Origin of the sequence: Streptomyces sp. NPDC057271, assembly GCF_042668715.1 — a bacterium.
Classification (GTDB): Bacteria; Actinomycetota; Actinomycetes; order Streptomycetales; family Streptomycetaceae; genus Streptomyces.
The window spans coordinates 33,423-45,961 of sequence record NZ_JBHUYJ010000058.1 but is presented as its reverse complement, the minus strand read 5'-3'; the positions used below and the strand labels follow the sequence as shown (position 1 = coordinate 45,961).

11 protein-coding genes are annotated in these 12,539 nt (G+C 74.0%); 8 read left to right on the top strand and 3 right to left on the bottom strand.

The window, feature by feature from the left end:
• Nucleotides 1-66: 66 nt before the first annotated feature.
• Nucleotides 67-1,161 carry a chemotaxis protein gene (locus ACFUJR_RS24580; RefSeq protein WP_383174131.1) on the bottom strand — a complete coding sequence of 365 codons (1,095 nt, stop codon included), beginning with the start codon at nucleotides 1,159-1,161 and terminating at the stop codon, nucleotides 67-69.
• A gap of 235 nt (nucleotides 1,162-1,396) precedes the next feature.
• Between ACFUJR_RS24580 and ACFUJR_RS24575 the strand changes: the two genes are divergently transcribed.
• The 8 genes from ACFUJR_RS24575 to ACFUJR_RS24540 all read left to right on the top strand — a co-directional run bounded on the left by ACFUJR_RS24575 (nucleotide 1,397) and on the right by ACFUJR_RS24540 (nucleotide 9,940).
• Nucleotides 1,397-1,843: an SRPBCC family protein gene (locus tag ACFUJR_RS24575; protein ID WP_383174128.1), complete on the top strand. Its 447-nt coding sequence runs from the start codon at nucleotides 1,397-1,399 to the stop codon at nucleotides 1,841-1,843.
• A gap of 52 nt (nucleotides 1,844-1,895) precedes the next feature.
• Nucleotides 1,896-2,072 carry a CsbD family protein gene (locus ACFUJR_RS24570; RefSeq protein ID WP_383174125.1) on the top strand — a complete coding sequence of 59 codons (177 nt, stop codon included), beginning with the start codon at nucleotides 1,896-1,898 and terminating at the stop codon, nucleotides 2,070-2,072.
• A gap of 348 nt (nucleotides 2,073-2,420) precedes the next feature.
• Entirely contained in the window at nucleotides 2,421-2,810 is a 390-nt protein-coding gene (locus ACFUJR_RS24565; protein WP_383174122.1) for a hypothetical protein, read from the top strand.
• Nucleotides 2,810-3,064, top strand: coding sequence for a hypothetical protein (locus ACFUJR_RS24560; protein ID WP_383174119.1), 255 nt, complete (start codon nucleotides 2,810-2,812; stop codon nucleotides 3,062-3,064). Before ACFUJR_RS24565 ends, ACFUJR_RS24560 begins: the two co-directional genes overlap by 1 nt.
• Before the next feature lie 34 nt (nucleotides 3,065-3,098).
• On the top strand, nucleotides 3,099-3,872 hold the full coding sequence (locus ACFUJR_RS24555) for a metallophosphoesterase (RefSeq protein WP_383174116.1): 774 nt from the start codon (nucleotides 3,099-3,101) through the stop codon (nucleotides 3,870-3,872).
• A 450-nt stretch (nucleotides 3,873-4,322) separates the two neighbouring features.
• Entirely contained in the window at nucleotides 4,323-4,526 is a 204-nt protein-coding gene (locus ACFUJR_RS24550) for a cold-shock protein (protein WP_015031667.1), read from the top strand.
• Between the two features lie 83 nt (nucleotides 4,527-4,609).
• Nucleotides 4,610-5,998, top strand: coding sequence for a DEAD/DEAH box helicase (locus ACFUJR_RS24545; protein ID WP_383174113.1), 1,389 nt, complete (start codon nucleotides 4,610-4,612; stop codon nucleotides 5,996-5,998).
• Between the two features lie 345 nt (nucleotides 5,999-6,343).
• Nucleotides 6,344-9,940, top strand: a complete 3,597-nt coding sequence (locus tag ACFUJR_RS24540) for a hypothetical protein (protein WP_383174109.1) — start codon at nucleotides 6,344-6,346, stop codon at nucleotides 9,938-9,940.
• 176 nt (nucleotides 9,941-10,116) lie between these two features.
• Here ACFUJR_RS24540 and ACFUJR_RS24535 read toward each other — a convergent pair whose 3' ends face one another.
• Nucleotides 10,117-10,731, bottom strand: a complete 615-nt coding sequence (locus tag ACFUJR_RS24535) for a hypothetical protein (RefSeq protein WP_383174106.1) — start codon at nucleotides 10,729-10,731, stop codon at nucleotides 10,117-10,119.
• Nucleotides 10,728-12,377: a serine/threonine-protein kinase gene (locus tag ACFUJR_RS24530; RefSeq protein WP_383174103.1), complete on the bottom strand. Its 1,650-nt coding sequence runs from the start codon at nucleotides 12,375-12,377 to the stop codon at nucleotides 10,728-10,730. Before ACFUJR_RS24530 ends, ACFUJR_RS24535 begins: the two co-directional genes overlap by 4 nt.
• Nucleotides 12,378-12,539 lie beyond the last annotated feature (162 nt).

Here is a 12,539-nt window from a genome sequence, read left to right as displayed (position 1 = left end):
CCAACCCTCCCCCCCCCCCCCAACAGGGCTGTCACCGGGGGCTCGGCCGTGCCTCGGGAGCGGGCGTCAGTAGCGGAGGGCGGCGGCGATCCGGCCCGAGCCGGACAGGGTCTCGTCGGGGACGAAACGTACCGCCGCCCCGGTCGAGAGGGCCTGTTCGACGATCTCGTCCACGATGTCGTCCCGTGAGTCGAGGTCGGTGGGGTCGGCCGGTTCGAGGTGATCGCCGTAGTCGCGTACGACCGTCTGGTAGTGCTCCTCCACGGCGAGCAGGCGCACCCGGCCCTCCTTCGCGGCCACCCAGACCTCGTCGACTCCTCCGGCGAACTCGCGGCGGCCCTGCGCGGCGTCCAGCTCGGAGACGACGGCGGCCGTGTCGGACTCCTGTCTCGCAGCACGAAGGGGCTCCAGTGCCTGCCGGACAGCCGAGGCCGGTCCGGAGGCCAGGCCGCCGCTCCGGACGGTCGTGGTGTCCTTGGCGAGCGGTCCGACCTCCTCCAGCAGGGCGATCGCCGCCGCCTCGCCGATCACGTACAGGGGCCGGGGGGACGAGCTGAGCACCACGCGCATCGCCTCGTGGGCCTCGCGCAGGAAGTGACGGGTCTGCTCGTCCCGGAAGGTGCTCGGCATGTCACCGATCTGCTGCTTGCGTTCGGCGTCGGGGTCCTCCAGGCTCCGCGTCCGCGGGAAGCCGTCCGCGGTGTGCTCGTGGACGCGTTCCTGGTCGCCGCTCCACAGGGCGATCCGGTCGGCGGCCACGGTCAGCGCCCAGAAGGGCTGCTCGGCGGCCTGGGCGGCGACGAGATTGCGCGTGAGGAAGGTGTCGGCGACGACGACCCGCTCCGGGACCGCCCGGGCCACCGTCCACACCAGGTGCTCTCCGGGCGCCGCGTAGATCACGAGACCGTCCTCGGCACGGGCGAGGTCGACCTCGGCGAGGGCCTGCTCCAGCTGACTCAGCACGTCGAGCCGCCGCTCACGGGTCACGGCCGGGTCCTGCCCGATCTGCTCTCCGGCCCGGGCCACGAGGTTGCGGAGCCGGACGGGATCCTGGGCGTTGTCGGGCTCCCGGCGGTGCGTCGGCATGACGAGCGACACGGCCGGATACGGGCGCGGCTGACGCAGCTTCGTGAGCAGTTCGGTGCTGAGCGCGGGATGCATGGAACCAGGCCTTTCGTGGGCGATCGCAGGGGTGTGGACGGGGCCGCGGCACACGGGCCTCTCGGGAAACCGGCCGATCAGGACGCACGATATGCCCGCATTCGTGTGTCGGCGCGCTGTGCGCTCGCGCGCTGCTCCACCGGGCGCGAACGGGGTTCCGTTCGGGTCCGCCGGACTGCGCGGGCGGGTGGGAGGCGCCAGGCTGGACGTCCCACCCGGAAGGAGCGTGACCAGCGTGGCCCGGAACCGCCGTCTGATCCTGAGCTCACCGTCCGAGGTCTGGCGCCTCCTCTCCGAGGGCCGACGTTACGGGGAGTGGGTGACCGGCACCCGGCAGGTCCTCGCCGCGGACCCCCACTGGCCGGACGTGGGCGCCCGCCTGAAGGTCCGTGTCGGCGTGGGGCCCATGACCCTCGACGACACCTGCGTGGTCCGCGTCTGCGAGCCGGAGCGACGCCTCGAACTGGAGGCGAAGGCCGAGCCCTTCGGCGCGGCCCGAATCGCCATGTACCTGACGCCCTGGGGTGAGAACACCCTCTTCACCCTGGACTGGCATCCCCTCCGCGGCCCGGGCACCCGGATGCACGGCCTCCCGGTGGACTACATCGTCGCCGTCCGCAACGGCATGATGCTGACGAAGCTGGCCCGGATCGCGGTCCGCGAACACATGGCGAGGGTGTGAGCGCGGACCTCGCGGGTACCCGCGAGGTCCCGGACACAGGAAGGACGTCGTCATGGGTAAGGGCAAGGCCAGGATGGACCAGATGAAGGGCAAGGCCAAGGAGAGCGTCGGCGACGCCATGGACGACCGCTCCATGGAAGCCGAGGGCCGCCGTGAGAAGACGGCCGGCAAGGTGAGGGAAGCGGCCGAGGAAGCGGTGGACCGCGCGAAGAAGGGCCGCACGAGCTGATCGCGGCGGCCCGAGCGTCCGAAGCCCGTGGTGCGCGACCCGCGTTCGCGTACCACGGACGTCCGCGCCACGCGGCGCAGGGCTGTCCGAAGGTGCTCGCACAGGGCGCGGGACGGAGAGAGGCGATGAACGCAACCCCGGCTACGGCCCCCTCCCGGGACGGCGCCCTTCCCGCCGATCACACGCAGGCGATCCTGGAGGCAACGAAACGCGTGGGCTCCCTCCTGAAGGCCGTCCGGTCACCCCTTCGCACTGGTCGGCAGCGTCGCGGTCTACGCCCACGGCGTCCCGCTCACGCTCCAGCACGACACCGACTTCGCCGTACGCCGCGAGGACGCCGAGGACGTCGTGAAGGCGCTGGCGGACCATGAGGTCGAGATCGTCAGGCCGCCCGAGGACTGGCTGGTCAAGGCCCGGACACGGGGCGAGGAGATCGACCTCATCTTCGCGCTCGCCAACCGGCCGGTCACCACCGAACTCCTCGAACGCGCCGAGTCGCTGCCCGTCGACTCCGTACACATGCCCGTCCTCGCCCCCACCGATCTCCTCAGCAGCCGCCTGGCGGCGCTGTCGGAGCACCACTGCGACTTCGGCGCCCTGCTGCCCGTCGCCCGCGGGCTGCGCGAGCGCGTGGACTGGGCGCGGCTGCGCGAGGAACACGGCGAGGAACCCATGCCGGACGCCTTCCTGTACCTCCTGGAACGGCTCGGCGTGATCCCGGGCGAGGGGGAGGCGTGATGAACGGGCGCGACGCCGGCGAGTACCGCATCGCCCGGCTGCGTGAGCGGCTGGCGGGCGGGGAGACGGCCGAACTCGGCGTACGGATCGAGATGCGCGGCGAGGCCGTGCTCCTGTCCGGCACCCTGCCGACGGCCGACCACCGGGAGGAGATCCTGCGGATCGCCGACACCGAGCTGGCCGGCATGCCCGTCCTCGCCGACCTGGGCGTCGCGAGCGCCGATCCCCCCGAGGGCCACGAGGACCTGCCGTGAGCGCCGATCCCCCCGAGGGCCACGAGGACCTGCCGTGAGCGCCCCCGTCGACCGCGCGGAACCCGGCGGCTCCGGGCCGGTCGTCCGCGTGGCCGCGGTGGGCGACATCCATCTCGGCCCCGACTCCCGCGGCCTGCTCCGCCCCTCCTTCGCGACCCTTCCGGACCGTGCGGACCTGCTGCTCCTGGCGGGCGACCTGACCCGCCACGGGACCGTGGCCGAGGCCGAGGTGGTGGCCGGCGAGGTCGCCGACGTGGGCGTCCCGGTGGTCGCGGTGCTCGGCAACCACGACCACCACTCCGAGGAGGAGGCCGCGGTGTCCCGTGTCCTCGAGGGCGCCGGTGTCGCCGTCCTCGAAGGCGCGACCGCCGTCCTGTCGCTGCACGGTGAGAAGACCGGTGTCGCGGGAACGAAGGGGTTCTGCGGCGGCTTCGCGGGCCGCTCCGCCGGCGAGTTCGGGGAGCGTGAGATGAAGGACTTCGTACGCGTCACCCGGCGCAGCGCGGAGGCGCTGCGGAGGTCGCTCACCGAGCTGGCCGACGACGGTTGCGCGCTCCGGATCGCGCTGACGCACTTCGCGCCCGTGCCGGACACCCTGGCGGGGGAGCCCCGCGAGATCTACCCCTTCCTCGGCAGCTACCTCCTCGCGGAGGCGATGGACGAGGCAGGTGCCGACCTCGCGGTCCACGGCCACGCCCATCTCGGGACCGAACACGGCATGACGGCGGGCGGCATCAGGGTCCGAAACGTCGCCCAGCCCGTGATCGGCAAGGCCTACGCCCTCTACCACCTCCCGCTCGCGGCCTGACCGACGCGCCGGGCCGCTACCGCGAGGTGCTGTGCGTCGGCCGAAAACCGGGAACGGGGAACGACGTATCCGGTCCGCGGTTCGACCTCTCGAGTTCGAGCCTGCATTCCGGCCGCCGTCGTCAACCCGGGGGCCGTACTCGTCACCGGCCGAGAGCGGCCGGGGCGCGTCCGGCGGAGAACCAGCAGGCCGGGGCGGGAGGCGTGCGGTACCGGGCGCGTGTGGCCCGAAGCGACGCGGAGTGACGAATTCCATGCACGTTCGACCACGCCGTGCTACAGTCGAGTCAGTTGCAGTTGTGGTTCCCATAAACTTCAAGTGCCTTGGGTGAATTCATTTCGCCGGGCACTTTTTGTATTTTCGGTGCTGTTTCCGGACGGGGCAATCGCGCGGCGACGCCGGGATTCACGCGGTGTGGATCCCCGGGTAGTGCCTCGAAGGAGATTTAAAATGGCTAATGGCACCGTGAAGTGGTTCAACTCGGAAAAGGGCTTCGGCTTCATCGAGCAGGAGGGTGGCGGCCCGGACGTGTTCGCCCACTACTCCAACATCGCGACCTCCGGCTTCCGTGAGCTCCAGGAAGGCCAGAAGGTGACCTTCGACGTCACCCAGGGCCAGAAGGGCCCGCAGGCGGAGAACATCCTCCCCGCCTGACGCCGAGCCTTCCGACGCAGCTGGGGTCCTCACCGACGAGGTGAGGGCCTCAGCTCGTCGCATTTTCGGACGAGGTCTCTCTGATGAACGAATTCGCATCCCCGGTCACCCACACCCCGGCTCTTCCCGCGGTCGCCGCCTTCGGCGAGCTCGACCTGCCCGCCGAGGTGCTGGCGCTGCTCACCGAGCTCGGTGTCGACACGCCCTTCCCGATCCAGGCCACCACGCTGCCGAACGCCCTCGCCGGACGTGACGTCCTCGGGCGCGGACGAACCGGTTCGGGAAAGACGCTCGCGTTCGGCCTTCCCCTGCTCGTGCGCACCGCCGGCCGCCGGGCCGAGCCGCGCAAGCCGCGGGCCCTGATCCTCGTCCCCACGCGTGAGCTGGCCCAGCAGGTCACCGACGCGCTCACGCCGTACGCCCGCGTCCTGAAGCTGCGCCTGGCCACCGTCGTCGGCGGCATGTCGATCGGCCGTCAGGCGGCCACTCTGCGCGAAGGCGCCGAGGTCCTCGTCGCGACCCCCGGCCGGCTGAACGACCTCGTCGAGCGCAAGGACTGCCGCCTGGACCGCGTGGACGTCACCGTCCTCGACGAGGCCGACCAGATGGCTGACATGGGCTTCCTTCCGCAGGTCACCGAGGTGCTCGACCTCGTACGCCCCGACGGCCAGCGGATGCTGTTCTCCGCCAGCCTCGACCGCAACGTCGACCACCTGGTGCAGAACTACCTCCACGACCCGGTCGTGCACTCGGTCGACCCCTCGGCCGCCGCCGTCACCACCATGGAGCACCACGTCCTCCAGGTCCACGGCGCCGACAAGTACGCCACGGCCACGGAGATCGCCGCCCGCGACGGTCGCGTGATCATGTTCCTGGACACCAAGGCCTCCGTCGACCGCTTCACCAAGCACCTGCGCGGCAGCGGAGTCCGCGCGGAGGCACTGCACGGCGGCAAGTCGCAGCCGCTGCGCAACCGCACCCTGGAGCGGTTCAGGAGCGGTGACATCACCGTCCTCGTCGCCACCAACGTGGCCGCGCGCGGAATCCACGTCGACCAGCTCGACCTCGTCGTCAACGTCGACCCGCCCGCCGACCACAAGGACTACCTGCACCGCGGCGGCCGGACCGCCCGCGCCGGAGAGTCCGGCAGCGTCGTCACGCTGGTCGTCCCGGACCAGCGCAAGGACGTGGTCCGCCTCATGGGCGAGGCGGGGATCCGCGCACGCGTCACCCAGGTCCGCTCCGGCGAGGCCGAGTTGAGCCGCCTCACCGGCGCCCGGGCCCCGTCCGGCGTGCCCGTCGACGGCGCCGCGCCGAGCACCGAGGGCCCCAAGCGCGGCGGCGCCCCCTTCCGCGGCATCGGAACCGTCCCGGGGAAGCCCGGCCGCGCCAAGAACGAGTCGCGGCGCTCCGCCGAGGCCCGCAAGACCGCCGAGGCCCGGCAAGCCGCCCGGATCCGCCGCGGACGCTAGGGCGGATCGCGAGAGTCCCGCCTGCCCCGCGGCGTCCGGCGCGCACTCCCCGTAGCCCTTCGGGCACGGGAGGTGCCGCCACGCCGCGTTGTCGGGGTCGTCCGCTTGCGCCCGGTACGAGGACGGCCCTCCGCCTTGCGCTCGCACGCTCCCCCACGCTCTCGGCTGCGCTCGAGCAGGGGGGACCCATGACGCCGCGGGGCCCGTCCTTCGGGCGGACGGCGCTCCCTTCGCAACACCCCCCAGGGACGCGCGAGCGCGGCACTGCTCGGCCGGAGCGGCGCTGTCGGACCTGGATGGTGGAATGTTCCTCGTCGCCATATGAGCGCGAGGGGGATCAAGACCATGTCCGGTGCATCCACGGCCCCGGCCGAACTGCGTCGTCTGATCGACGCGTTGATCGGCCCCGGCGGTACGGCCCAGGAGGGCGCGGCCGTCGTGGCGGAGCGGAACGACGACCGTGCGGCCGTCGCGGCGGTCCGGTCGGCGCGCCCCGCGCGCGCCCTGGCGCGAGCACTCGCGCGCGAGCTGCCGCCGACGAGCGCCGCAGCCGTGCTGCTGAGCGAGCTGACGGCTCGCCACCTCGCGGGATCCGGGGCGCGCTGGCGCCGGCTGCACGATGCCCTCACCACCGCACAGGGCACGCTGCCGGAACTGCTTGCCGCGCTGCCCGTTCCGACCGGGGCCGAAGCGGACCGGCTCCCGCCCAGGTCGGTCTGTGACACCCTGGCGTTGCTCCTGGAGCGGGCAGCGCCCACGCATACGGCGGCCGCGCTCGCCGCGCTGCCGGAGCGGACCCTGGAGACGATCCTGGCGGGAGGCTCCCTCCCCGGCCCCCTGCTGACCTCCGCCATCGTGCTGCACGGCGACACCCGGGCCCGCACCGCGCTGGCCCGGCACCCCCGGATCGACGCCAGGGTCCTCAAACAGCTCGTCGCCGCTGACGACCCGCACGTGAACGCGGCCGTCTACCGCAACAACCGCTGCACGCCGTCCCTGCGCCGCGCGATCGTCCAGGCCCACGCGCAGGACCGCGTCTCCCTGGAGGAGACGCTCAGGGCGGAGCTGCTGTCACCCGCCGGCGCCGCGTCACGTGCCCGGACCGCGCCCCTGCTCGTCAGCGGGGACCCGGAACTGGTCGGACAGGCGCTGACCTGGGGCGTACGCGGAGTGGCACAGCGCCACGCCCTGCTGCGGGTCCTGGAGTGCCGGGGCGCCGACACCCTGCGCACCATGCTGGCCGACCCGTCCGTGGTACCGCTCGTCCACCCGGAGATCCGCGCCGAGGTCGCCGGTGCGATGAAAGGCGCGGACGCGGCGCTTCGGCTGCGGGCCTCGGGCGAACCGTACGAGGACCCGGCCGTGCTGCCACGGCTCCTCGGCGTCTCCCGTGGCACCAGCACCCTTCGCGACCTTCTCAACGAGCCGTACGCCCACGACTTCCGGGCACTGGCGGCGGCCAACCGGACGAGCCCCTACATGCCGAAGGCGGCGGAGGAACTGATCCGCCACGAGGACGCCACCGACGCCGAGCGCGCGGAGTTCCGCCTGACCCTGCTCAACGGCCCGTGGCGGGCCGGAGGCCGTATCGCGGGCAACCTCACTCCGCCGGACCGCCGACTGGCCGAGGAGGCGCTGGACGCGTCGGCCGCCGAGTGGGCCGTCGGCATGGTCGAGGCGGGGTTGCTCGACCCCGCCGAGCTGGTGACGACGGCCAGGCCCGCCTCCCGCGCCGTGGAGGCGCTCCGCGCCCTGGCCGAGCGGGGCCTGGCCGTCGATGGACTCAGGAACACGCTCACCGCGCTGTACGAGGAGCATCTGGCGGTCCGCCCCGATGCCGTGGACACCCTCCTGCGGAACCTTCCCGACCACCCGGGCACGCTGAGCGAGGCGGCGAGGGCCGCGGGCGTCCGGCAGCCGCCGCCGCCGCGACCGACGCCGACCCGGACCGACGCCGGCGACGGCGTGTCCCGCGCGGCGAGCGGTCCCGCGCCGGGCGTCGACGCGGCCGCACCGCCGACGCGACCGGTCGGTGAGCGGGCGCGTGCCGCGCTCGGCGCGCTCGACCTGCTCAGGTCGTTGGCCGCTCCCGGCACCGCACCGCTGCCGGACGATCCGGAGGTCCTGCGCCGCCTGTCCGCCCACACCAGGGACGACGCCCCCGGCCGACGCCACCCCGACTGGCTGTACGAGGCCTGCCTGGCCCAGGGGCTGAACGACCTCGCGCACCGGTGCCACGGGCCCACGCGGGCGGACGCGCTCGCACGGATGGCGGAGACACCGGAGTCCGGCTCCCTCGCCCGCGTCGCCGAAGAGGCCTATCTGCACGGCATCGTGACGGCCGACGACCTGCTGCACCATCTCCCGGCCGTCCCTCTGCTGCGCGTGCCCCACGAATGGAACGACCTGGCCTTCCTCGCGGCCTGGCGACGTTCCCTCGCCGCCTTCCTGGAGCGCGAACTGGAGACGGACGCGGACGCCTGGCTGCGGCTCGCAGCCGCCGCCCGACGGTCGATGACCGAGCCGGACGGGGCCGCGACCGCTGGTGGCCGCGCACCCACCTGGCCCGAACTCCTCGACCGGTCGCGGCGCGACGCCCAGCGCACGGCACTCGCTCTGGAAGAGGCGAGCACCCCCGTCGGCCATGCCTCGACATTCGCCCCCACCGAGCCGCCCACCTCGCCCGAGTCGGCGATACGCCTGCTCGCGCGTGGCAACCATCTGTGGGCATGGCCGCTGGGGACGCTGCTCTGCCTGGCGGAGCCCGCCGCCCTCGCCTCGGTGATGGCCCGACTCGGCCCCGACGGGCCGTGGATGCTGGCCGCGTTCGTCCTTCGGTCCCGTGTGACCGAACCCACCCCTTTCGCGTACCTCCTCGACCAGCGAGACCCGTCGGCCCTGACGGTGCTCTCGGAGCAGTCCCGTTGGCTCGACTCCGCCGCCCTGCACCGGCTCCTCGACCTTGCCGACCCGGACGTGGATCTCGCCGTGCTGCGCACCAACGGTGATCCGGACGTGTCCCGGCGCATCGCCGCCCGTCCGGGCGCTCTCACGCCGCGCCTCGCCGCCCGTCTGCGCGCCGACCCCCTCGCCGAACTCCCCGGCGGGCGCACGGCATGGCTCGAGTCGGCCGAACCGGAGCTCATCGAGCTCGTCTTCGACAGGGCCGGCAAGCGCCTGACGATGGCCCAGCAACTCGTGGGCGGGCTCAGTCTGCTGCGCCACGGCGGGCCCGGACGACTGGCCGCGCTCGTGGCGAGCGGACGGCTCGGGGCCGCCGTCACCCGCCTGTGCCAGATGGCGCTGGCCAGCGACGACCCGTCCTCGGTTCTGGCCGCCCGGGCCGCGAAGGAGTCGGCGCCCGGACGCCTCGCGGCGCGGCTGCGGAGGTGCCGTACGCACGGGGATGCCCGCGCCCTCCTCGACAGCACCCCGGGCACCCCGGAATGGGAGGCGCTGGAGGCCGAGCACGCGCGGGACCCCGTCCCCTACTGGGAGGCGGTCGTCCGGCACCCGGCCGCTCCCCGGGACTTCCGGATCCGCCACGCCGGGTACCTCCACCGGCTGTCGGCGTTCGGTACGCCGCCGGACCGGGAGGTGACCCTGGCCCGCGTCCGGCACGGCGTCGACACGTACGGGCGCGAGCCGGTGGACGCCCTGCTGGACCACCTGCTGAGGACCGGTCGGCTGACCGGCCGCGACCTCGTCCGAGAGGCCGCGCCGGCGGCCGTGGTGCTGAGCTATCTGGGCCGCGCCCGCCGCCGGCCCGACGCTCCCGAGGAGGTCGGGGCCGCCCTGGAGGAGTCCGCGCGGCTGGTGGCCGAGCGGCTCGGCGACGACCCCGACGCCTGGCGTGCCCTTCACGCCCGTCTCACCCACCCGGCCGTGAACCGGGCGTCGGCCCTCGCCACGCCCGAGCTGCTCCGGCCCCGAGCGGCCTGACCGGCCCGAGTGGCCCGAGCGCCCGAGTGGCCCGGGCGCCCGGGTGGCCCGGGCCCTGAGCGGCCCGGGCCCTGAGCGGCCCGAGAGGCGAGCTGCTCCGGCCATGAGCGGCCCGGGCGCCCAGGTGGCCCGAGGGTTCCGGGCAGCCCCCGCGGTTTGAGCGACCCCCAGCGTGCCTAGGGAGCCGATTCGCAGCGGTAGGTGAAGCGGGTCTCCGCCGAGTGCCGGGTGGGGGAGACGACGACGAGCCGTGCCGTCGCCCGGTGCTCGCCGGGGCCGTGGAACGTCCACAGCAGATGCAGGCGTGCCTGTGTCTGGTGGCGGGCGAGCCGCTCCCGAAGCAGCCCGGACGAGGTGCCGTCGCTGCGCTCCCAGCGGTACGTGACGGTGCCGGGCCGCCCGTCGGTCTCGAGCACCGCCACGACGTCGGCGGTGCCGTCGCAGCCGGGCGGCCGTGCCGGGGCGGCGACCGTGACCCCGCGTACCGCGACCTCCGGCCCGAGCCGCTGCCAGGCGAGGAACGCGAGGACGGCGAGCAGGACGGCGGCGGGCAGGGCGTACCGGCGCAGTGCCCTACGGCGGCGCGGTGGGGCCTCGGGCGGAGCGCCGTGCCAGATCTGAGCGGTCGTCGGGCCGCCGGCCATCCGGTGCCGGGTGGCCGGAGTCACGCCCGGGCCGAACCGCAGGACCGCGCCCTCCACCCGGTCCGGCTCCGCGTCCCGCGCGGGTCCCTCGAACCAGTGGCTGCCGAGCACCGTGGCGCTGTATTCGTCGGAGTCGTCGCCGCTCATGAGATCGTGCACCTCCATGTGAGGATCTGCTGCGTGGAAGCGCCGTTCGCGGCCGCCGGGTCCGTGGTGGCCCGGACGCCCCAGTAGCAGCCGCCGGCCCTCGGGAAGGTGTGCGGGAGCGTGATCGTGTACCGGGTCGCACCACTGCGCCGCACGGTCTCGGAGCCGTCCGGCACGCCTGCCGAGCCCTTGGCGTCGGCCGTGAACCAGGAGAGCCGCAGGACCACCGGACCGGGCCCGTGCGTCACGACCTCGAACGAGGCCTCCGCCGTGCTCGAACCCGTCTGACGCAGCGCGGTGACGGAGACCGCCTTCACGCCGACCGGACGTGTCGTGGGCGGTGTCGTCGGCGGAGTGGTCGGGGGTGTCGTGGGCGGTGTCGTGGGCGGTGTCGTCGGGGGTGTGGTCGGCGGATCAGTGGTCGGCGTGGGTACGAGGGTCGCCGTCGGCGTCGGGGACACCGTGAGTGTCGGGGTGGCCGACGGGGTCGCCTCCTCGGACATCGAGGGTGTGGTCTCGGGAGACGCCGTGCCCGTGGGCGGGGCGGCCGTGGGGGACGCCGGGGCGGTCGGCAGCGCGCTCGTGGTGGCGAACGCCTCCGCCGTCGTACGGCCCCCCTCGTCGCCCGCCCGGGCGGCGACGGCCGCGAGCAGGGCGAGGATCAGCGCGGTGATACCGGCCGGGACGACGATCTCCGGCCACAGCCGGCGCCCGCGACCGGCCGACCGGGGCAGGGTGGTCGTGGCCAGCGCGGTCGTGCCGGTGGCCGGCTCGCCGCCGCTGGTGGGGAGGCCCAGCGGCAGGAGCGCGGCGAGCGCGGCGAGCCTGCGCTGCCCACGCTCCTCCCAGTCGGGCCCGTAGGTGGCCGTGGCGACCCCTTCCAGCTCGGCCACGAAGGCCGTCGCGTGCGCGGGGCGTTCCCCGGGGGCCTTCGCGAGACCGCGCCGGATCAGCGGCCGCAGCGGCTCCGGGACGTCCGCGTCCGGTACGGGCGCGTCGAGGTGCTGCAGCGCCAGTTCGGCGATGTTCTGGCCGGTGAACGGCTTGCGTCCGGTCAGGCACTCGAAGAACGTCGCTGTCGCCGCGTACACGTCGGCGGCCGGGGACGCGGGCTCGCCGTTCCACTGCTCGGGCGCCATGTACGCGGGTGTGCCGGCGACACCCGGCGTGCTGCCGTGGTCGGTCGCGATGCCGAAGTCCACGAGCGTGGACGAGCCGTCGGCCGCGACCAGGACGTTCTCCGGCTTGTAGTCACGGTGCACGACCCCGGTCCGGTGCGCGGCGGCCAGGCCGAGGAGCGAGCCCTTGAGGACCATGAGCGCGGCCTCGGGGCCGGTGGCGCCCTCCTGGGCGAGCAGCGCGCGCAGGGCGACCCCGTCGACCAGTTCCATCACGATCGCGGCGCCCCACGGCGCCTCCACGTACTCGTACAACCCCACGACGTGCGGCGATTCGAGTGCCGCGAGCCGCTGTGCCTCCGCCCGGAACCCCCGGACGAAGGCGGGATCGGACCGCAGGCGCTCGCCGAGGTACTTCACGGCCACCGGCAGCCCGGTCGCGTCGTGGACGGCGAGCACCACCCGCCCGCTCGCGCCCGCTCCCAGCTCCCGGAACTCCGTGTATCCGGGCACCACCCATGCGTTCATCACGCCCCCCAGTCCTCTTCAACGGGGACAGATTCCGGCCACGACCGGTTCCCGGCAAGGGCGCGCGCGTGGGGTGCGGGCGGCGCGAGGGCGGCGTACGGGCGGCGCACGGACTTCTCGTGCGACTCCGTGGACTCTTCGCACACGGCCCCGCCGGGCGGC

What these genes read in the sequence shown, in the direction of transcription:
- ACFUJR_RS24580 (WP_383174131.1), bottom strand. Translation starts at nt 1,161, where the DNA reads ATGCATCCCGCGCTCAGCACCGAACTGCTCACGAAGCTGCGTCAGCCG.
- ACFUJR_RS24570 (WP_383174125.1), top strand. Translation starts at nt 1,896, where the DNA reads ATGGGTAAGGGCAAGGCCAGGATGGACCAGATGAAGGGCAAGGCCAAG.
- ACFUJR_RS24560 (WP_383174119.1), top strand. Translation starts at nt 2,810, where the DNA reads ATGAACGGGCGCGACGCCGGCGAGTACCGCATCGCCCGGCTGCGTGAG.
- ACFUJR_RS24550 (WP_015031667.1), top strand. Translation starts at nt 4,323, where the DNA reads ATGGCTAATGGCACCGTGAAGTGGTTCAACTCGGAAAAGGGCTTCGGC.
- ACFUJR_RS24545 (WP_383174113.1), top strand. Translation starts at nt 4,610, where the DNA reads ATGAACGAATTCGCATCCCCGGTCACCCACACCCCGGCTCTTCCCGCG.
- ACFUJR_RS24540 (WP_383174109.1), top strand. Translation starts at nt 6,344, where the DNA reads ATGTCCGGTGCATCCACGGCCCCGGCCGAACTGCGTCGTCTGATCGAC.
- ACFUJR_RS24535 (WP_383174106.1), bottom strand. Translation starts at nt 10,731, where the DNA reads ATGAGCGGCGACGACTCCGACGAATACAGCGCCACGGTGCTCGGCAGC.
- ACFUJR_RS24530 (WP_383174103.1), bottom strand. Translation starts at nt 12,377, where the DNA reads ATGAACGCATGGGTGGTGCCCGGATACACGGAGTTCCGGGAGCTGGGA.